Origin of the sequence: Actinomyces denticolens (genome assembly GCF_002072185.1) — a bacterium.
GTDB classification, from domain to species: Bacteria; Actinomycetota; Actinomycetes; order Actinomycetales; family Actinomycetaceae; genus Actinomyces; species Actinomyces denticolens.
Genome location: NZ_MVIW01000005.1, coordinates 63,914 through 83,395 on the forward strand (window position 1 = coordinate 63,914; position 19,482 = coordinate 83,395).

The following is a 19,482-nucleotide window of genomic DNA, read 5'->3' on the forward strand; positions in this document are numbered from 1 at the left end:
ATCAGCCCCCGGGCCCATCGGCGGCGGGCCGTTCCACTGAATCCCAGTGGGGCGGCCCGCCGTCGCACGCTGGGGCCCGTCGCGCGACGGCGGCTCATTTGGGGACGAAGAGGGCCTGGTTGCCGGACTCGGCGTTGGAGTAGGAGTCGGCGGAGACGCCGAGCGCGGCGCGGAGCATGTCGAGGCTGTCCTGGACCCTCAGCTGGGTGAGGTGCCAGGAGGCCGCCGCCGTGCTCATGGACATGGAGGCAGTGCCGGACCAGGTGGTCTCCAGCGTGGCGATGTCGCTGTTCATGGCATCGACCTCCGCCTGGATGGTGGCGATGCGGGTGGCGGTGCGGCTGGCGGTGTCGGAGACCGCCTGGGTGTCGACGGAGAAGACGGGCATGATGAGTACCTTTCCTGCGTGGGTGGGTGAGCGCCGAGCGGCGCCGTCGATTCCACGGTAGGCGCGCGCCAAGGAGCCCTCGGTCATCCGCGCACAGGCCGCTCCGAGCACTGCGCGCAGCGGCGCCTGTGGTGCTGGGCGCCCGGAGTCGGGCTCCGCAGTGGTCCCGGCCCGCGAGTTCGTATCTTTGGTGACGAGTTCGCACCCCTGCCCGCCGAACTCGTCACCAGAAGTACGAAGTCGCCGGGGGTGAGGGGCGCAGGAGGGGCTCAGGGGGTGAGGGGCGCAGGAGGGGCTCAGGGGGTGAGGGGCGCAGGAGGGGCTCAGGGGGCGCGGAGCAGAGGGGCGAGGCGTGTCAGAGGGTGCGGGGCTCAGAGATCGCCCGCGCCGTCCTCGACGACCTCGTCGAGGATCGGCGTGAACTCGCCTGTGCGGGCCTCGCGGGCGATCTTGGCCTCCTCGGTCTTGAGGCGCAGGCGCTCGGCCATGCGCTCGCGCTCGGCCTGGGCCATGGCCTGGCGGTCCCGCGCCACCGGCTCCTCCCCCGCGCGGGGCGAGGCCAGGAGGCGGTCGATGTCCTCGGCGCAGGTCTCCATCGAGGTGGCGTGCTCGTCGTGCTCCCGCCTCACCTCGGCGGTGCGCGGGATCCCCCGGGAGGGGGTCTGGGGCGACGGCGAGGACGGCGCCGATGACACGGAGCCCGGTGCCGGGCCCGATGCCGCAGGGGCCGCCGGCGGGATCGAGGGGGGCAGTGCCTCAGGGCGCGCGGCGGGCTGAGCGGGGGCGGCCGCCGTCGGGTCACCCGCGGACTCAGCGGGCCGGGCCTCCGATGGGGCCGTGGCCGCCGGGGAGGGGGGTGCCACTCTCTCCGCAGGAGCCGGGACGACCCTCGCCCCCTGCGAGGGGCCGGCCGGAGTGGCGGGCGAGGCCGCGGCACCGGCGTCGGCGCCCCCGGGGCAGGCCAGATCGTTGCCGGTCAGGGGCTCGCCCGCGGCGATCTTCGCCAGCGCGCACTCGATCCGGTTCTTCTCGGCGGCCAGGTTCTGCCGGGCGGGCAGCTCCCAGCGCTCGCCGAGCGGTGAGGAGAAGAGACGATCGCGATCCAGGAGCCGGGTGATGATCGCCAGGCGCGCCGCGTAGTAGCGCTCGTCGGGGATGTGGGCGTACTCCTCGCGGACGGCCATCCGGTACTTCTTGTACAACTGCGGCTCGACGGCGAGGGTTCCCAGATCCGCGTCATTGAGGGCGCTGGCGTCCATGTCGTTGGCGGGGAGTGTATGGCTCTTGAGGTTGAGGATGAGCGCGCAGACGCGGTCCACCGTGGCATCCGGCACCCCCAGGGCGGCGAGCTCCTTGGCGGCCTCGGCGGCGGAGGCGACCTCGTCCTCGCCGCCGTTGCGCTGGTAGGTCTCCTTGGTCTCCGCGGAGAACACGCAGCCGTGGTACCAGGCGGCGATGCGCATGATGTCGGGGTAATGGGACTCATCCGCGAGCTCGTCCACGCGGGCGAGCATGTCGATGACGTGCTTGAGGTTGTGGAAGCGGCGGTCCGGGGTGGACCAGCGCTCGATCAGCGCCTGGCCGGCAGCGCGGATCCGTTCCGGATCAGCCGTCGTGCCCAGGGCCTTGAGGCTGCGCACGAAGGCGGGGAGCAGCCACTGCGGCGCGTCGTCGACGGCCATGCCATGCCTCCGATGCCTCATTGGAGATAACAGAACAGTTGCCATCGTAGGGCTGCGGGGCGGGAAAGTCGAAGCGCGACCGTGTTCTGCCCGCCACCTCGGGCAGCGCTCCCCATGAGGGTCCGCCCGGGGGCTCCCCACCTGCGGCGACGGGCCTCACGTTCAGGCCGGGCCTACTCCGGCGCCTGGCCCGGCTCCTTCCCCCGCGCCGCCCGGGCCCCGCCGCCCGGGGCGGGGGGCTGAACGGGCTTGGCCAGGGGGATCTCGATGCGCACCGTCGCGCCGCCGCCCGGGGTCGGGGTGATGCCGATCGTCCCCTGATGGCGCTGGATGATCGCGGCGACGATCGACAGGCCCAGTCCCGATCCGCCGGTCTCCCGATTGCGGGAGGTGTCCGCCCGGTAGAAGCGCTGGAACACCTTGCTCGCGTCCTCGGGGGCGATCCCGGGTCCGTGGTCGCGCACCTCGATGATGGCCGAGCGCTCGCCGATCGGTCCCAGTGCGATCTCCACAGGCGTCCCCGCGGGCGTGTGGCGCACCACGTTGCCCAGGAGATTGGTGATGACCTGGGCGAGCCGGTCGCGGTCCCCCATGACGGTCAGCGGCTGAGGGTCCGCGGGGGCGCCGTCGAGCCGCAGCAGCGCGCAGTCGCGCTCAGGGGCGAGGACCGCCATGTCGGTGAGCGCGCCTGCGCACACGGCGGTGAGGTCGACGGGGGCGATGTCCATCTTGCGGCCCTCATCCATGCGGGCCAGCTGGAGGAGGTCCTCCACGAGGCGGCCCATGCGGGTGGCCTCGGACTCGATGCGCCCCATCACCTCGCTCGTGCGCTCCGCGGGCACGCCGCCCATGCGGTAGAGCTCGCCGTATCCCTGGATCGCCGACAGCGGGGTGCGCAACTCGTGGGAGGCGTCGGAGACGAACCGCGTCATGCGCTCCTGCGCGGTGACCTGGACGGAGAAGGCGTGCTCGTTCTGCTGGAGCATCGTGTTGAGGGCCTGCTGCAGCGAGCCGACCTCCGTCATCGGCGGCTCGGTCGCCGGCACGCGGGCGGACAGGTCCCCCCGGGAGATGCGGCCCGCCACGCCCTCGATCTGCCGCAGCGGGCCGAAGGACCGGTGGACGAGGTAGGTGGCCAGGGCCGCCCCGACGAGGACGACGATGACGTCCGCCACGGCGACGACGAGCCTGGTCTGCTCCACGGTCTCCTGGACATTGCGCAGCGGCAGCGCGATGGCGACGATGCCGGCGTAGTTGCCATCCTGATCCTTGATCTCCAGGGGCAGGACGCGCCAGTAGTGGCCCGGCAACGAGGAGGGGACGGTGAACGGGTTGCCGTCGTCCAGCGACAGGGTTCCCAGCGACGGGATGCCGTACTCCGCCGTCGTCTTGTCATTGACCATCCGGCCGATCTTGCCGCTGGAGTACTGGGCCTCCATGTAATAGGTGGTCGGGGCCTGCGAGCTCCTTCCATCCTGCTGGAGGTACTCCAGGCCCCGGTCGCCGATCGTCCGGGAGGTCACCTTGAGCTGGTCATCGACCTGCCCCATGAGGTGGGTCTGCAGCAGTGAGGTGGTGACCAGGGATGTGGTCAGGAGCCCCACGGTGAGCAGGCCCGTGGTAATGAGCGCCAGTCGGGTGCGCAGCGGCTGGGAGTGCCAGTAGCGCTTGGACTCGACGATGGGGTGGAAGCGGTCCCGCCTCCGGGATGGCGGCATCAGTCACCCTTGGGCTCGCGCAGCATGTAGCCCACGCCGCGACGGGTCTGGATGAGCGGGACCACGGTGGTGCCGTCGATTGCCTCGATCTGGTCCACCTTCCGGCGCAGGTAGGAGATGTAGGACTCCACGATCGCGGCGTCCCCGCTCCAGTCGTACTCCCAGACGTGATCGAGGATCTGGGTCTTGGAGACCACGCGCCCCGCGTTGATCATGAGGTAGCGCAGCAGCTTGAACTCGGTGGGGGAGAGCTCCACCTCGACGCCGGCGCGGTGCACCTCGTGCGCGTCCTCGTCGAGGATGAGGTCGGCCACGCGCAGCGTGCCGTCATCGGCCTCGTCGACGGCGTGCGTGCGGCGCAGGATGGCGCGGATGCGGGCCACCACCTCCTCCAGGCCGAAGGGCTTGGTGACGTAGTCGTCCCCGCCCACCGTCAGGCCCTGGACCTTGTCGTCCATGTCGTCGCGGGCGGTGAGGAACAGGATCGGCGTGGCGATGTCCCGCTCCCGCACCCGCCTGGCCACAGTGAAGCCATCCATGTCCGGGAGCATGACGTCCAGGACGATGAGGTCGGGCTCATCGGACTCGATGGTGCGCAGGGCCTGGTTCCCGTCTGTGGCCGTGATGACATCGAATCCCGCGAAGCGCAGGGAGGAGGCGAGCAGGTCGCGGATGTTCGGCTCATCGTCGACAACGAGGAGCTTGGCCTCGGTGGATGCCTGAGGCGTGCCGATGCGTGCGTCGAGATCCATGCGCCCATTGTCGCAGGATTCCTGGGAGTTTCCTGAGTGATCGCTGGGGTGCGGGAGCGCCCGCGGGAGGCCGGGCCGACCCGGTGCGGCCGGGCTCAGATGAACTGCAGCGGGTCGAACTCCTGCAGCGGGATGATCCGGATGCGCGGCAGCACGGAGGTGAAGGCGTCGACGTCGTACTCCAGGTCGTGGATCCTCAGTCCCCGGGCCTCCAGGGCGGCCAGATGGGAGTTGAGGAACTCGCGGAAGCACAGGACGCCGACCTGCGCGCCGCCGTCGAGGAGCCTCTCGACCTGGGGGATGTAGTCGCCGTCGTGACTGCCCAGGAGCACCTGGAGGCGAGCGGACTCGTCCTCCTCGCGCTGGGCGGCGAGGCGCTCGGCCAGCGCATCGAGGGTCCGCTGGATACCGGTGTCCACCACCTTCTCGTCGACGGCGCCGGAGCCCGACAGCGGGATCGGGCGGTAGTCCATCGCCATGAGCGCCTGGATGAAGCCCATCGGCATGTGGCCGCTCGTGGCGTTGAGGAAGAACAGGCCGTGGGCGTCCTCGCCCTTGCCCTCCGACGACGACGCGTCCGACAGGGAGTCGCAGAAGGATAGGACGCGGTCCCACCTGGGGCGCTCATCGGGCTCGGGGCGCCGTCCGAGGACGCTCATGCCGAGGGTGGCGTCGATGTTCTCGCCATCGATGAGGAGGTAGGTGGGGTTGCTCATGCGCCTATCGTAGCCGGGCGGCGCGCCGACGGGCGCGCCGCCCGGGCCGGGGCAGTGGGATGCCGGGGTCAGTACCGGGCTCGGCGGGTCAGTACGAGGAGGCGTCCTCGTCGGTGACGGGCTGGGCGGCGGGCCTGCTCTGGGCCTTGAGGGCCTCGAACGCGGCGTTGACGGCGTCATCCCCATCGGTGATCTGGGCGGGGGCGGCGGCCGCGGAGGGCAGCGCCCCGTTGCTGCCGGACTTGAGGGCGGCCAGGCGGGCCTCGGCCTCGATCTGGGCGTCGGAGGCCTCGAGCTCGGCGAACTGGGACTCCAGGGAGGAGCTCGCCAGCTCCATCTGGCCGGCCGCCTGCGCCTCGACGCGGCGCACCTGCTCCTCGTAGCGGGAGAGCTCGGAGGTGGGGTCCATGACGTTGATCGAGCTGATGGCCCCCTGGACCTTGACCTGGGCCTCGGCGGTCTTCTGACGGGCGATGAGCTGGTCGCGGCGGGACTTGAGCTCGCCGAGCTTGACCTCCATCTGGTTCAGGCCCGTCTTGAGCTGCTCGACCACCTGGCGCTGGGAGGCGATCATCGGCTCGGCCTCCTTGGCCTCCTTCTCCGCCGTGATCTGCTTGGTGATGGCCACCTTGGCCAGGGAGTCCCACTTGTCGGCGCCCGCGGCGTCCCCGGCGGCACGCATCTCGTCGGCCTTGCGGGAGGCGGCCAGTGCCTTGGCCCCCCAGTCCTTGGCCTCGGCGACGTCGGCCTCGTAGTCCTTCTCGGTCAGGCGCAGGTTGCCGATCGTCTGGGCAACGGCCTGCTTGGCCTCGGCGATGGAGTTCGTGTAGTCGCGCACGAGCTGGTTGAGCATCTTCTCCGGGTCCTCGGCGCGATCGAGGAGGGCGTTGATGTTCGCGCGGGTCAGCTGGGCGATACGGCCCAGGATCGACTGCTTCTCAGCCATGGTTGGGGTTCCCTTCGGGTGGTGGTTGAGGTGATAGGGGTTGGACAGTGGTGAGGGGGCTCAGAAGTCCCCGCCGGAGCCTCCGAAGTCGCCGCCGCCGAAGTCTCCTCCGAAGCCGCCGAAGTCCCCGCCGCCCCAGCCACCGATGTGATGGGGGCGGTCGTCGTCGAAGATGCTGCCCATGAGGATCCCTCCGAGCACGAGCGAGCCGAGGTCGAGGCCGCCGCCGCGGCGGTCATACCCCCGGGAGTAGTTGGAGCCGGGGCCCCAGGCGTTGCCGGCATTGCGCACGTCGGCCTCCGCCAGTGCCTGCGCCTGCGCCACCAGCGGCTCTCCGGCGGCCACTTCGGCCAGGGCCGCCTGCGGGTCCGCGGCCTGCGTGGTGGTGGCCGCCGAGGCGTGGCGGGCCGCCTCGGACAGGGCGGTGCGGGCGGACGAGCCGACGGCGCCGCGGTGCGTGGTGATGTAGGTGGTCACGGACTGCACCTGCGAGTTGAGGCGGGACAGGCGCGAGCCCAGCTGACTGCGGGCGCGCGAGTCGTTCTCCTCCTTCGCCCGCGCCGGAGCGAGGGCCGCGTCGATCGCGGTCTCGGCGCGGCTGAGGTGATCCAGCGCGGCCAGGGGGTCGCCCGTCACCTGATCGCCGGTGACCGGGGCGGACGGGTCGGTGCTGGCGCGCCCGGAGGCGGCGCGGCCCTCGGCGATCGCGGCCTCGGCGTCGGCCACCAGCGGGGCGAGTGTGGCACTGGGCACCTGGTCGGCCAGGCGCGTGGCGTCCACGAGGTCGGAGGACAGGGAGGCGATCGCCGCCGCGAGGTCCGCCGAGGCCGTGCTCAGCCGCTCATTGGCGCTGGTCACCTGGGCGGCCAGGGTGCCGGCCTGGGCGATCGAGCCCTGGGCGATGCGCACCTGCTCGACGGCGGTGGACTGCTGCCCGGCGTCGGCGCTGGCCCTGGCCTGCTCCAGGGCGGTGCGGCCCGCGGCCAGCAGTCTCTCGGCGCGCACGGGCGCCTCGGAGACCGAGGTGAGGGCCGAGGCGGGGTAGGTGGCGCGCAGGGTGACCAGGAGCGTCTTGGCCATGGTGATCGCCTGCTCGGTCTCGTCGGCGCGCTGGGCGGTCTCCGACATGGAGGTCGGCAGGGCGGACTCGATGCCGCGCCGCTCCTCGAAGAGCTGCTTCTGCGCCTGGATCGCGCCCATGGCCTGCTGGCAGCGGTCGAGGATCTCCCCGTACATCCGGCGCTGCTGGGGCTCGGTCTCGGGGATGTCGTCGTCGAGGATCTTGCGCAGCTCGAAGCAGCGGCTCAGATGCGCCTTGGCCTGGCTCAGCGCCTCGGTGAAGGAGTCGGTCGCGGACAGGCCGAACTGCGCCTGGGCGTAGGACAGCTCCTCGTCGGCGGCGCGCATCGCGTCATCGGCGGTTACGAGGGCGGCGCCCGCCTGGGTGATGAGCTGGTCCAGGGGCACCGGGCCGGCCTGCTCGGGCGCCTTCTTCTTGCGATTCCAGAACACGGTGTCCTCCTGGGGGGATGAGGCTCTCGACTTGCGTCGGCGCGAGATGGCGTAGGCGGTCCCCGCAGCGGCGGCGCCCCCACCGGCCAGCAGCACGAGGCCCGTGGCCGGCAGGCCCGACGAGTCGCCGCCCCCGGACCCGCCTCCGCCCTTGGCCTTGGCCAGGAGCCCCGGAAGCGCGGCGACGGCGCCGTCGAAGTCGTGGGAGCGCATGTAGGAGCCGATGTCGCTGCCCAGCTCGCTGCGCTTCGAGGCCGGGATGCCGCTGCCCGTGGCCAGGTAGTAGGAGTTCGATCCCGAGGCCGGCATGTTGATGACGAGCAGGGCGTCCGAGGCGCCCATGCCCTTGGCGCTCCACTCCTTCTTGGCCAGCGCCTCGGCCTTGCTCGTCTCATCGGTGGTCGTGAGGATCGACAGGGTGATCCCGTCCTTCGCGGCCTTCTCGACGGCGGAGGCGGCTGCGGCGTCGTCCAGGATGTTCGCGCCGTCGACGACGCGAGCGGCGGCGCCCGTGGCCGGCGCGCCCGTGGCCGGCGCCGCGGCGGCCATCGCGGCGGAGGCGGTGATGGCGGTGGACACCGGTGCCGGTGCCTGGGCGTCGGCGGCGGGCGCGATGAGAGTCCCCGCGCCCAGGGCGAGGAGGATCGGGATGGCCGGGCGCGGCGCGCCACAAGGGCGGCGCGAGGGGCGGGCTGTCGATAGCATCACGGCCCATCGTCGCCGTCGGAGTGTGCCTGAGGCAACTCGTTTCGCCCACGCCTGAGCGATCCGCTCATGGTCGTCGGCCCCGATGGTCTCGGAGGCGCGTCCCCGCAGGGCGGGAGGGATGACACTCCGTCAGGACATAGGACGTCAGATGAACGTTATGATCCTGGCGCCCGGAGTTCCCGCTCTACCACCCACAGTCCCTGCACGCATAGAAGGACAACGATGTCATGCTGCTGAGATCGAGGCGGCGGAAGGCCGCCCTCCTGCCCATCTTCGCCAGGCCGCCCAAGCCCCTCGCCGTGGCCGTTCTGGCGCTGACGATGATCATCACCCCCTCGGCCGCGGCCGCCGAGGACGTCCAAGGCGGCCAACCGCAACAGGGGCCGAGGCGGCCCAAGGCGGGCAGCCGACCCACGACAACCCGCTCCTCGAGCCGCTGAGGGCGAGCGCCGAGGTCTCCATCGCCATGACCGGCCAGGACTTCCGTCTTCGACGGCACCAGGGCCATCAGCCTCGATGATCGCGCCGAGCGGTTGCGCGGGCTGCACCACGGCACGGTTCTCATCCGCTTCCGCAGCCGGGGGACCAATGCGCCCGGGCTCCTCCTGGGCGCCAGGAAGGCCGGAGCCGCCCTGGGGGCCGTGCCCGGCAAGGAGCTCGATCGAGTGCCGGACGTCGCGTCCTTCTTCGTCAAGAAGGACGGGGGCGTCGTGCGCTACGCCCTCCCGCAGGGCCAGGCCGAGTCGGCCCTCGGAGCGGGGCGCGACCAGTGGCACATGGCCGCGTTCAGCTCGACCGACGCCAAGACGATGCGTCTGACGGTCGATGGGCGCGAGGTGTTCAGCACCACGAATACCGCCTTCGACGGCCTGCTCAGCGCCCTCACCGGGATCAACGAGGTGAGCATCGGCGGCTACCGGGAGGCCGACGGCACGGTGCGCCACGGCTTCACCGGCGAGATCTCCGATGTCCTGGTGACCTCGCAGGCAGTGTCCGATGAGGACGCCAAGACCATCACGCTCGCCGGAGCGCGCTCGGACGGCCCCGGCGGGGCGCGCGCCGAGCTCTTCAACGACTCGCCGGACAACACCTGGGCGTTCACCGGGGGCGCCGACGTCGCCGGCGGCTTCTCGCAGACGCGAGGGGTCCGCAATTACGTCGGCCAGTTCGAGGAGTACATCCGTTGGGACCGGGCCCAGAGCGGGAACAAGGTCCACGCGATGCAGCGCTACACAGTCAACCTGGCCCGCCCCGGCGCGGTCCTGTCCGACGTCGTGGCCGACTTCGACACCCGTGTCGCGCCCCTGAGCCCGAAGGCCACCGCCTACCTCATCGGCCCTGACGACTACGCCGCCGACGAGGCCGGGGTCCCCGCCTTCCAGGGCAGCCTCCGGCAGTTCATCGACAAGGCGGTCGGCGTGCGATCCGGCGCCTTCGCCGTCGTCCAGCTCCCCTACCAGCCCAAGGAGGGGGCGGACCTCGCCGAGCGCTACGCGGCGGCCGCGAAGGACGTCGTCAACGAGTACGCGGGCAAGCCCGTGATCCACTCCAGGATCATCATCGTCGACCACCTCTCCCAGACCAGGGCGGACAGCGACTTCACCTCGGCGGTGCTGAGGGCCGACTCCGCGCTCACCGCCCGGGGCCACCTCATCCTGGGCCGCCAGCTCGCCGATGCGACGATCGGCCTGCCCTCCGACTTCCCCGGGAAGGGCGTGGCCGTCGATCGCAAGGAGAGCCCCGCGCCCACGACCTTCAGGACGGAGACGCCGACCGCCGCCCTGAAGTCCGGCTCCCTGTCGGTCTCGATCCCCCAGGAGGTCGGCGGGCGCTGGCGCGTCGAGGCCCGGGTGATCCTGTCCGACGAGGACACCGACCTCGCCCCGCCCAAGGTCGGCGCGACGCTCTCCTCCGTCTCGGTGGATGCCGGGGGCACCGCACCGCTTCGCGGCCTGCCGGGCACCGGGCGCGTCGAGATCGTCACCACGTCGGCCGACGGCGCCCAGCGACTGACGACGCTGCGCGGCGACCTCGCATCCGGCTCCTTCAGCCCCGCCGCCGCCACGCCGATCGAGAGGCTCTCGGGCAAGCTGGGCCAGGGGCGTCCCCTGACCTGGCTGTTCATGGGGGACTTCATTACTCACGGGGCGCTGCACACCAAGGGCTACGACGCCGTCCCCCAGGTCGTGGAGAAGTACGTCCACGAGGTCCTGGGCCGCAAGGACGACGTGGTGGTCAACACCGCCGTGTCCGGGTCCACCACTGCGGACACCCTGGCGCAGATCGGGCCGCGCCTGGAGAACTACCCGGCCGACGTCGTCTCCCTGATGATCGGCACGAACGACTCCACCAACGCGGCCACGCCCCCCGAGACCTACCGGAAGAACCTCCGGACCATCATCGAGCGCATCCGGGCGAAGAACCCCGACGCGGTCATCATCCTGCGCACCCCGACTCCGGGCAGCAGGAGTGAGCAGGTCAAGCCCTATGTCGCCATCATGAAGCAGCTCGGCGCCGAGGACGACGGGCTCGTCGTCGTCGACCAGTTCACCCGATGGCAGGAATCCGCGGAGTCCTACCCCTGGCTCATCAGCGACCCCGCGGACGCCAACAAGGTCGACCAGATCCTCATGGGCAACAACCTGCACCCCGGGTTCAACGGGCAGCGCTACATGGCCAGGCTCTTCCTGAGCGCCCTCGGCCTGTGGACCCCGGACAACGAGCAGGCCGTGCTCCAGTACGAGCCGGCCATCTCGGCGGCCCAGGCGCCCGCGCCGGGGATCACGGTCAGCGCGGCCGCCTCGGGGACCACGGCCACCGTCGACCTCCAGCCGTTCACGCAGCCGCAGGTCGGCGCGATCGGCGACATCGCCGTCACGGTCTCCGGGAAGGACGAGGGCTGGTCGGTCACCCGAGTGGTTCCGGCGGGGCAGGCGGAGGCCACCTTCGAGAGTCTCCCCAATGCCTCGTCCTATGTCGCCACGGCCATCGCCTACCGGACCGGCTCCCCGGTCCGAGTGGCCTCGGGCGAGGCCGGCGCCCAAGGGCCGGGCGACGCGCCGCGCCCGCCGGAGCGCCCCCAGCCGGAGGCCACGGATCACTGGGTCCCCCAGCCCGACGGGACATGGAGGTTCCAACGCGCGGACGGCTCCTGGGCCACGGGATGGCTCAACGATCGCGGCACCTGGTACCTCTTGGACAGCGCCGGCACGATGCGCACGGGCTGGGCGCTGGACGCGGGCAACTGGTACTACCTGCGCGAGAGCGGCGCGATGGCCACGGGTTGGGTGAGGCTCGGACCCGACTGGCACCGCTTCTCCGAGTCCGGGGAGTGGATCGGCTGACGGAGCCGGGGCCGGTCGGGGCGCTCACGCGCCCCGACCGGCCCTTTCCTCACAGGTCGTCGGCCTCGACGATCTCGTAGGCGTAGCCCTGCTCGGCCAGGAAGCGCTGGCGGTGGGCGGCGAACTCCTGATCCTTCGTGTCGCGCGCGACGACGGTGTAGAAGTGCGCCTGGCGGCCGTCGGACTTGGGGCGCATGATCCGCCCCAGGCGCTGCGCCTCCTCCTGCCGGGAGCCGAAGGAGCCGCTGACCTGCACCGCCACGGAGGCGCCGGGCAGGTCGATGGAGAAGTTGGCGACCTTGGAGACCACGAGCACGGGGACCTCGCCCGCCCGGAAGTCGTCGTAGAGGCGCTGGCGCCGGCGCACCGTCGTCGCCCCCGTGATGATCGGCGCGCCCAGGTGCTCGGCCATCTCCTCGAGCTGGTCGACGTAGGAGCCGATCACCAGCGCCTCCTCGCCCTGATGGCGCGCGAGGATCCGCTCAACGACATCCAGCTTGCGCGGGCTGGTGGCGGCCAGCCGATAACGGTCCTCCGCCTCCGAGGTGGCGTAGGCCATCCGCTCCCCGGCATCGAGGGTGAGGCGGACCTCTGTGCACACGGCCGGCGCGATCCAGCCCTGATTCTCCAGGTCCTTCCAGGGCGCGTCGTAGCGCTTGGGCCCGATGAGGCTGAAGACCTCGTCCTCGCGCCCGTCCTCGCGCACGAGCGTGGCCGTCAGCCCCAGGCGGCGGCGCGCCTGGAGGTCCGCCGTCATGCGGAACACGGGGGCGGGCAGGAGGTGGACCTCGTCGTAGACGATGAGCCCCCAGTCGCGCGCGTCGAGCAGGTCCAGGTGCGGGTAGACGCCCTTCCGCTTCATCGTGAGCACCTGGTAGGTGGCGATCGTCACGGGGCGGATCTCCTTGCGCGACCCCGAGTACTCGCCGATCTCGTCCTCGGTCAGCGAGGTGAAGCGGATGAGCTCCTCCTTCCACTGGCGCGCTGAGACCGCGTTGGTCACGAGGATGAGCGTGGTGGTGGATGAGCGCGCCATCGACGCCGCCCCCACGAGCGTCTTGCCGGCCCCGCAGGGCAGGACGACGACGCCGGAGCCGCCGGCCCAGAAGGCATCGACGGCCTCGCGCTGGTAGGGGCGCAGCGCGAAGGCCCCGGGGGCGCCGGCGGCCGCGGCGGCCGGGTCCTCGGCCAGGGCGATGGGGTGGGCCTCGCCGTCGACGTAGCCCGCGAGGTCCTCCGCGGGCCAGCCCAGTTTGATGAGCGCCTGCTTGAGGCGGCCCCGCTCGGAGGGGTGCACGACGACGTCGGTGCCCCCCAGGCGCTCCCCGAGCATCCCCGCGGTGCGCTTGGAGCGCATGACCTCCTCCAGGACCGGCCGGTCCGCGGCGCGCAGGATGAGCCCGTGCGCGGGGTCGGCGATGAGCTGAAGGCGCCCGTAGCGGCCCATCGTCTCGGCGATCTCGGTGAGCAGGGCGTGCGGGACCGGGAAGCGCGAGTAGGTGACGAGCACGTGGACGACCGTCTCCGCGTCCAGGCCCGCGACGCGCGCGTTCCACAGGGCCAGGGGCGTGATCCGGTAGGTGTGGATGTGCTCCGGGGCCCGCTCCAGCTCGGCGAAGGGCGCGATGGCGCGGCGCGCGTCATCGGCGGCCGGGTGAGCGGCCTCGAGCAGGACCGTCCGGTCGCTCTGGACGATGAGCGGGCCGTCGGGGGCCGAGGGGGTGGACGGGCCGGGCGTGGTGAGCATAGGGGTGAGTATCGCGCTCCCGGTGCCGAGGAGGATATGAGCGCTCTGCCACGTCGGTGGAGCCGGCCCCCTGCTCTATATGGGTCTATGGGCGAGTATGTTGTTCTCGGATACGCGTGCATACGACTGCGGAATCAGTGGACGCGGGGCGGGGTGGCGCGGGGCGGTACCGTTGGTGGGATGAGCAGTGAGGAGGCGCGGCGGCGCGCGGCGAGCGCACCAGGCCCGGCGACGGTGGAGGACCTGGCCGCGCGCCTCACCGGCCTGCCCGACCGCGAGATCGCCGCCCTCCTCCTGGCCCGCCCCGACCTCCTCTCCCCGCCGTCGCCCTCCTTCACCGCGCTCGCGGCCCGCGCCGCCGGGCGAACCAGCACCGATCTCGCCCTCGCCCAGCTCGATGCGGCCGCCATCGCCGTCGCCGAGGGCCTCATCGGCCTCACCGGGCAGGCCGATCCCGTCAGCGCCGACGATCTCGCCGCGCTCCTCGCCGACCGCCTCTCCCTGCCCCTCGGAACCGTCGCCGACCGGCTCTCCCAGCTCTCCCGCCTCGCCCTGACGATCTCGAACCGGCCCGCCCCCGGCCTCGCCGAGGCCCTCGCCCCCGACGCCTCGGCCTGGCCCCCTCCCGTCGAATCCCTCACCGGCCCCAACCCCGACTCCCTGACCGTCATCGCGCCCGCGACCATCGCCGCCGAGTCCGCTCAGCGCGCCGAGGAGGCCGTCCGCCTCGTCACCGCGCTCCTGCGCGAATGGCTGCGCGAGCCCGGCCCCCTGCTGCGCACCGGCGGCGTCGGCGTGCGCCCCCTGGCCCGCACCGCCGAGGCCCTCGGCCTGGCCCCCGCCCAGGCCGCCACGATCATCGAGATCGCCGCTGCCGCGAACCTCCTCGGCCTCGACGACGACGGCGCCGCCTGGCTCCCCGCCGCCCCCGCACTGGACTGGCTCTCCCACGACGACGCCCCGCCCCTGCCCGAGCGCTGGGCAGGCCTCGCCACGGCCTGGGCCTCCAGCGCCCGCACCCCATGGCTGGTCGGCAGCCGCGGTGAGGACGGCGCCCTGAGGGCGGTGCTCGGCGACGCCGCCGAGGCCCCCTGGGCCTGCTCCTTGCGGCGCCGCGTCCTCTCGCTCCTCGCCGCGCTCCCCGACGGCGCCTCCGCCACCCCCGGCTTCGTGCGCGCCGCTCTCACCGCGGCCCGCCCCCGCCGCCCCATCCCCGAGGGCGCCATCACCGCGATCCTCGCCGAGGCCGAGCTCCTGGGGGTCACAGGAGCCGGGGCGCTCTCACGCGCGGGCCGCGCCCTGGCCGAGTACGAGCGCGCGGGCGCCGAGGCGGATACGGCCCCACTGGCTGCCCTGGAGGACGCGCTCGCCGCCGACCTGCCCGAGCCGGTGCCCATGCTCCTGGTCCAGTCCGACCTCACCGCGATCGTCCCGGGCCGCCCCGTCGCTCCGCTCGCCGCCCTGCTCGAGCGCAGCGCCGTCGTCGAGTCGCGCGGCGGAGCCCTCACCCTGCGCTTCACACCCGACTCCGTGCGCGGGGCGCTCGACGCGGGCCTGAGCGCCGAGGAGATCCTCGACGCGCTCGGCGCCTACAGCCCGGCGCCCCTGCCGGGGGCGCTGGAGACCCTCGTCGAGGACGCCGCCCGCCGCCACGGCGCGATCCGCGTGCGCCCCGTCGCCTCGATCCTGCGCGTCCCCGACCCGGCCACCGCCGCCGGGCTCCTCGCCGAGTCCCGGCTGGCGGGCCTCGGCCTGGATGAGGTCGCCCCCGGGATCCTCACCGCGACCGCCGGTGCGGGACGGGTCCTGCGCGAGCTGCGGGCCACGGGGCTCGCCCCCGCCCCGGAGGACGAGCACGGCCGCCTCGTCATCGACGGAATCGCGGGCGCCGGCGCGCGCGGCCGCGACGGAGCCCCCGAACCCACCCGCCCGGGCCAGTCCGTCCCCTCCCGCCGCCGCGTTCCCACCAGCCGGGAGCTCGCCGTCATGGTGGGCAGGATGCGCGCCGGCCAGGAGGCCCTCACCGCCGCCGGGCCCGCTGTCGCCGTGAACGATCCCGTCCACGCCCTGGCCGTCCTGCGGCAGGGCCAGGCCAGCCGCTCCCTGCTGCGGCTGCGCCTGGCGGGACCCGACGGCGAGGTCCAGGAGCGGCGGGTGCGGGTGCGCGCCGTCGAGCCCGGGCGGGTCCGACTGGCCGACGTCGTGCGCGAGACCGAGCTGACCGTGGCCGTCCACCGCATCGTCTCCGTGGAGCCGCTCAGCCGGGGCTGACCGGGCGCCCGGCGCTCCTGCGGCGGGCCCGCCGACGAGAGGGGCGTGGACGCCCCCTCTACACTGGGGGCGTGACTGGAACCGAGAGCGCCGTGGTAGGCGCGACCTCCCCCGAGATGAGCGCGACCCCGCAGAGCCCTGAGGCCCCCGAGGTCCCCCGGGGAAGCGTGGGGACCGCAGCCGACCCCGCCACCGCGAACCTGCCCCGCGGGGGCTCGCTGCCCACGGCGTCCCAGGCCGCCCTCGCCGCCAAGGATCGCACGCTGACCAGCGCGACCGCCGTCGAGCTCGCGCGGACCGCCCTCATGGAGATCACGATCCCCGAGACCGTCGGCGCCCACGCGGCGGCCCGCGCGGATGCCGAGCGGCTCGTCACCCACCTCTTCGAGTGCACCCTGGCCGGCTACCGCGGCTGGCGCTGGGCCGTGACGATGAGCCGCGCGCCGCGCTCGCGGACCGCCACCGTGGTCGAGCTCGAACTGCTGCCCGGCGAGGACGCGCTCCTCGCCCCCGTGTGGGTGCCCTGGGCGGACCGCCTGGCCCCCGGCGACGTCGGCCGCTCCGATCGCCTCCCCCTGCGCGAGACCGATGAGCGCCTCGAGCCCGGCTGGGAGGCCACTGGCGATGAGGAGGGGGACCGGGTCGCCCTCGACGAGCTCGACCTCGGGCGCGCGCGGGTCCTCAGCCCCGAGGGTGTCCAGCGGGCCGCCCAGCGCTGGTACGACGGCGATCACGGACCCCACGCCGACGGCGTCCGCAAGGCCCACGCCACCTGCTCCACCTGCGGCTTCTTCATCCCCATGGCGGGGCCCTTCCGCCAGGCCTTCGGGATCTGCGCCAACGAGTGGGCCCCCGACGACGGCTCCGTCGTCTCCCTCGACCACGGCTGCGGCGCCCATTCCGAGACCGACCTGCCCGATCAGGGGCCGGAGTGGCCGGTGGCGCCCTCGCGCATCGACGAGGGCCGCATGGAGGTCGTGGCCTCGGACGGCCAGGACCTGCGCGGCGGTGTTCCGCTGGACGAGATCGCCGAGGAGGCGGCAGTGCCCGCCGCCGGGGACGTCGCCGAGGAGACCGCGCCCATCGGGCCCGCCGCCGACGAGGCCCCGCAGACCCCCGGGACCCCCGTCGGCGCCGCGCCCGGGGCCGAGACGGATCCTGCGGGGGATGACGCGCCGGGGACCGCTGACACCAGCCAGGACCGCGCCGTCGCCGCGCGCGACGCCGTCGCGGTCCTGGCCGCCGAGCTCGGCACGGAGCGCTCCGCCGAGCCCGCCGGGACCACCGCGCCCACCGGGACCACGGACGGGCCCGATGCCGAGGACGAGGCTGCTGACTCAGTGACCGGCACGACCGGCACGACCGGTCTGACCAGCCTCGCCGACCTCGAGGCCCTCATGCCCAACCGCGCCTGAACGGCCGCCCCTCCCCGAGGCCGCCCGCGCCCCTCCCCGAGGCCGCTCGGACCCGCTCATGAGCGCGGCGACGTCGTCGGGGAACGGGAAACTGCCCGGGCGGTAATTGCAGGAGGCGTCCTCCGCATGAAGATCGCCGGTCATGTTGTAGGCGCGCGCCCGACTGCCCCCGCACACGGCCTTGTACTCGCAGGCCCCGCAGCGGCCCTTCAGCAGCCCCGGGTCGCGCACGCCGGTGAAGACCTCGGAGCGGCGGTAGATCTCGGTCAGCGAGGAGTCGCGCACGTTCCCGGCGCTCTTCTCCAGGAAGCCCGAGGGCGTCACCTCCCCGGTGTGGGAGACGAACACGAAGCCGCTGCCCGAGCTCACGGTGATCGGCGGGCGCCGCCGCCGGGGCCCCGAGTCGAGCCCGAGCTCGACCACGCGCTCCCGCAACCGGCGGTACAGGGGCCCGTACCCCATGATCCGCATCATCTCCTCGTCGGAGACGCCCCGGTCGGCGAGGACCTGGCGCTGGAGGCACACGCGCCGGAAGTGGTGCCCCTCGGTGGTGCGCACGGGGACGGCCTCGCCCATGTCGTAGAAGGCGCCGAGCACGTCCTCCACCTCGTCGGCGCCCAGGGCCCCCAGATCCACGCCGCGCCCCGTGGGTACCAGAAGGAACCCCGACCAGGTCATCGCCCCGTGGTCGCGCACGAGCGCGGCGATGTCCGGGAGCTCATGGACGTTATGGCGCGCCACCACCGAGTTGATCTGCACTCTCATCCCCAGCTCACGGGCGGCCTCCCAGCCGGCGATCGTGCGGTCGAAGGTGCGCTCCAGCCCCCGGAAGGCGTCATGCGTGGCGGCGGTGGCGCCGTCGACGGACAGGGAGATGACATTGACCCCCGCCTCCTGCAACTCGGCGAGCGCATCCTTGGTGAGCTTGTCCGTCCCCGACGGCGAGAGCGCCACATGCAGTCCCAGGCCCGTCCCGTACGCGGCCAGTTCCGCCAGGTCCGGCCGCTCGAAGCAGTCGCCCCCGGTGATGATGAAGATGACGGCGGGCTGCCCGAAGGAGGCCGCCTCGTCCATGAGCGCCTTGGCCTCGTCCAGCCCCAGCTCGAAGGGGCTGCGCAGCGGCACGGCCTCGGCCCGGCAGTGGCGGCAGGCCAGGGCGCAGGCGCGGGTGGCCTCCCAGGTGACCAGCATCGGGCGCTGAGCGGGGTCATGGCGCTGGACGCGCACCGGTCGGGCGGAGGGCCGCCGGGCGGGGGCCCCGATCCGCGACGGCGTCATGCCAGCCCCTCGATCGGCTCGCCGGCGGGGGTGGAGGCCACGATCCCGGCGTTGCGCGTGATCCGCTCCATCGCGCCCACGGGGCGACCGCCCGCGCCATGCGGGGTGAGGATGAGGTTCGGCGCGTCCCAGAGCGGGGAGTCCGCCGGGAGCGGCTCCGGATCGGTGACGTCCAGGCCCGCGGCGGCGATCCTCCCCTCGCGCAGCGCGGCGTCGAGGGCGGGCGTGTCCACCGTGGAGCCCCGGCCGGTGTTGACCACGACGGCGCGGCGCGGCAGCAGGGCCAGCCTGCGGGCGTCCAGGGCCCCGGCCGTGGACGGCGTGGCGGGCAGGATCATGACGAGCAGGTCGGTGGCGGGGAGGGCGGAGTCGATGTCCTCCGCGGCGATGACCTCGTAGCCCGCCCGCGTCCCCGCGCTGCGGGCGACCCCGCGCACCCGGGCTCCGACGGCGGTCAGCAGGCCCGCGGTCGCCTGGCCGATCGCGCCGAATCCCCAGACGAGCGCGCGGGCGCCGATGAGGGTGGTCAGGCGATCGGGATCGTGGAGGGGCTTCGCCCCGCCGAGCTCGCGGGCCCACCGGTGCTCGCGCTGAGCCGCCAGCGCCCGGGGCAGGGATCGCGCGCAGGCCAGGGCGAGGGCCAGCGTGTGCTCGGCCACCGTCGCATCGTGGAAGTGGCGCCCCGTGCTGATCGCAACGGAGCCCGGGAAGCCCGCGGCGAGGATGGCGTCGGGTCCGGCGGCGAGGGTCTGGATCCAGCGCAGCCGCGTCATGTAACCGGCCATGTCCCGCAGGGTCGTGAGGGCCCGCGCGCCGCCCATGCCCCACAGGACCATCGCCTGAGCGTCGCGGTGCTCGGGCGGCACGGGCGCGGTCTCATCGAAGACGACGACCTCGTGGCCTGCGGCGGCAAGGGGCGCGGGATCGAGGTGGGAGGTGGCCGTGAGCAGGATCTTCATGGGCCCATTATGGTTCGCCGGCGCCGCCGGCGGCTTCTGACGGGGT

The 19,482-nt window shown here is 73.1% G+C and carries 14 protein-coding genes; 4 read left to right on the plus strand and 10 right to left on the minus strand.

Annotated features, from left to right (window positions below; genetic code table 11):
• Positions 1-94: 94 nt before the first annotated feature.
• The 7 genes from B1H55_RS02525 to B1H55_RS02555 all read right to left on the minus strand — a co-directional run bounded on the left by B1H55_RS02525 (position 95) and on the right by B1H55_RS02555 (position 8,419).
• Positions 95-388: a WXG100 family type VII secretion target gene (locus B1H55_RS02525; RefSeq protein ID WP_073452599.1), complete on the minus strand. Its 294-nt coding sequence runs from the start codon at positions 386-388 to the stop codon at positions 95-97.
• A gap of 371 nt (positions 389-759) precedes the next feature.
• Entirely contained in the window at positions 760-2,070 is a 1,311-nt protein-coding gene (locus B1H55_RS02530; RefSeq protein ID WP_077240887.1) for an HD domain-containing protein, read from the minus strand.
• A 173-nt stretch (positions 2,071-2,243) separates the two neighbouring features.
• Positions 2,244-3,788: a sensor histidine kinase gene (locus B1H55_RS02535; RefSeq protein ID WP_073452604.1), complete on the minus strand. Its 1,545-nt coding sequence runs from the start codon at positions 3,786-3,788 to the stop codon at positions 2,244-2,246.
• Positions 3,788-4,540, minus strand: coding sequence for a response regulator transcription factor (locus B1H55_RS02540; protein WP_080461553.1), 753 nt, complete (start codon positions 4,538-4,540; stop codon positions 3,788-3,790). The genes B1H55_RS02535 and B1H55_RS02540 overlap by 1 nt, the downstream gene beginning before the upstream one ends.
• Positions 4,541-4,635: 95 nt before the next feature.
• Complete coding sequence (locus B1H55_RS02545; protein WP_073452607.1) at positions 4,636-5,256, minus strand: NYN domain-containing protein; 621 nt, start codon at positions 5,254-5,256, stop codon at positions 4,636-4,638.
• Positions 5,257-5,344: 88 nt separating this feature from the next.
• Entirely contained in the window at positions 5,345-6,202 is an 858-nt protein-coding gene (locus B1H55_RS02550; RefSeq protein ID WP_073452609.1) for a PspA/IM30 family protein, read from the minus strand.
• Between the two features lie 60 nt (positions 6,203-6,262).
• Positions 6,263-8,419 carry a coiled-coil domain-containing protein gene (locus B1H55_RS02555; RefSeq protein ID WP_080461554.1) on the minus strand — a complete coding sequence of 719 codons (2,157 nt, stop codon included), beginning with the start codon at positions 8,417-8,419 and terminating at the stop codon, positions 6,263-6,265.
• A 230-nt stretch (positions 8,420-8,649) separates the two neighbouring features.
• On the opposite strand from B1H55_RS02555, the gene B1H55_RS12115 reads away from it, so the two are divergent.
• Together B1H55_RS12115 and B1H55_RS02565 are read left to right on the plus strand one after the other, a co-directional pair.
• On the plus strand, positions 8,650-8,862 hold the full coding sequence (locus B1H55_RS12115; protein ID WP_143163851.1) for a hypothetical protein: 213 nt from the start codon (positions 8,650-8,652) through the stop codon (positions 8,860-8,862).
• Between the two features lie 93 nt (positions 8,863-8,955).
• The gene (locus B1H55_RS02565; protein ID WP_073452615.1) at positions 8,956-11,766 is read left to right on the plus strand and encodes a GDSL-type esterase/lipase family protein; all 2,811 of its coding nucleotides are present in this window, start codon (positions 8,956-8,958) and stop codon (positions 11,764-11,766) included.
• Between the two features lie 49 nt (positions 11,767-11,815).
• On the opposite strand, the gene B1H55_RS02570 is transcribed toward B1H55_RS02565, so the two are convergent.
• A complete protein-coding gene (locus tag B1H55_RS02570; RefSeq protein WP_073452616.1) occupies positions 11,816-13,513 on the minus strand; it encodes a DNA repair helicase XPB in 1,698 nt (565 codons plus the stop codon).
• Between the two features lie 180 nt (positions 13,514-13,693).
• Between B1H55_RS02570 and B1H55_RS02575 the strand changes: the two genes are divergently transcribed.
• On the plus strand, positions 13,694-15,784 hold the full coding sequence (locus B1H55_RS02575; RefSeq protein ID WP_169917275.1) for a helicase-associated domain-containing protein: 2,091 nt from the start codon (positions 13,694-13,696) through the stop codon (positions 15,782-15,784).
• Positions 15,785-15,855: 71 nt separating this feature from the next.
• Positions 15,856-17,199, plus strand: a complete 1,344-nt coding sequence (locus B1H55_RS02580; protein WP_080461556.1) for a DUF3027 domain-containing protein — start codon at positions 15,856-15,858, stop codon at positions 17,197-17,199.
• On the opposite strand, the gene B1H55_RS02585 is transcribed toward B1H55_RS02580, so the two are convergent.
• Together B1H55_RS02585 and B1H55_RS02590 are read right to left on the minus strand one after the other, a co-directional pair.
• The gene (locus tag B1H55_RS02585; protein WP_231952640.1) at positions 17,122-18,477 is read right to left on the minus strand and encodes a TIGR04053 family radical SAM/SPASM domain-containing protein; all 1,356 of its coding nucleotides are present in this window, start codon (positions 18,475-18,477) and stop codon (positions 17,122-17,124) included. The two genes, B1H55_RS02580 and B1H55_RS02585, sit on opposite strands and share 78 nt — an antisense overlap.
• Entirely contained in the window at positions 18,474-19,436 is a 963-nt protein-coding gene (locus B1H55_RS02590; RefSeq protein ID WP_073452622.1) for an NAD(P)-dependent oxidoreductase, read from the minus strand. Before B1H55_RS02590 ends, B1H55_RS02585 begins: the two co-directional genes overlap by 4 nt.
• Positions 19,437-19,482: the final 46 nt, after the last annotated feature.

Coding starts and splice junctions, on each gene's coding strand:
- B1H55_RS02525 (WP_073452599.1), bottom strand. CDS start 388: ATGCCCGTCTTCTCCGTCGACACCCAGGCGGTCTCCGACACCGCCAGC.
- B1H55_RS02530 (WP_077240887.1), bottom strand. CDS start 2,070: ATGGCCGTCGACGACGCGCCGCAGTGGCTGCTCCCCGCCTTCGTGCGC.
- B1H55_RS02535 (WP_073452604.1), bottom strand. CDS start 3,788: ATGCCGCCATCCCGGAGGCGGGACCGCTTCCACCCCATCGTCGAGTCC.
- B1H55_RS02540 (WP_080461553.1), bottom strand. CDS start 4,540: ATGGATCTCGACGCACGCATCGGCACGCCTCAGGCATCCACCGAGGCC.
- B1H55_RS02545 (WP_073452607.1), bottom strand. CDS start 5,256: ATGAGCAACCCCACCTACCTCCTCATCGATGGCGAGAACATCGACGCC.
- B1H55_RS02550 (WP_073452609.1), bottom strand. CDS start 6,202: ATGGCTGAGAAGCAGTCGATCCTGGGCCGTATCGCCCAGCTGACCCGC.
- B1H55_RS02555 (WP_080461554.1), bottom strand. CDS start 8,419: ATGCTATCGACAGCCCGCCCCTCGCGCCGCCCTTGTGGCGCGCCGCGC.
- B1H55_RS12115 (WP_143163851.1), top strand. CDS start 8,650: ATGCTGCTGAGATCGAGGCGGCGGAAGGCCGCCCTCCTGCCCATCTTC.
- B1H55_RS02570 (WP_073452616.1), bottom strand. CDS start 13,513: ATGCTCACCACGCCCGGCCCGTCCACCCCCTCGGCCCCCGACGGCCCG.
- B1H55_RS02575 (WP_169917275.1), top strand. CDS start 13,694: ATGAGCAGTGAGGAGGCGCGGCGGCGCGCGGCGAGCGCACCAGGCCCG.
- B1H55_RS02585 (WP_231952640.1), bottom strand. CDS start 18,477: ATGACGCCGTCGCGGATCGGGGCCCCCGCCCGGCGGCCCTCCGCCCGA.
- B1H55_RS02590 (WP_073452622.1), bottom strand. CDS start 19,436: ATGAAGATCCTGCTCACGGCCACCTCCCACCTCGATCCCGCGCCCCTT.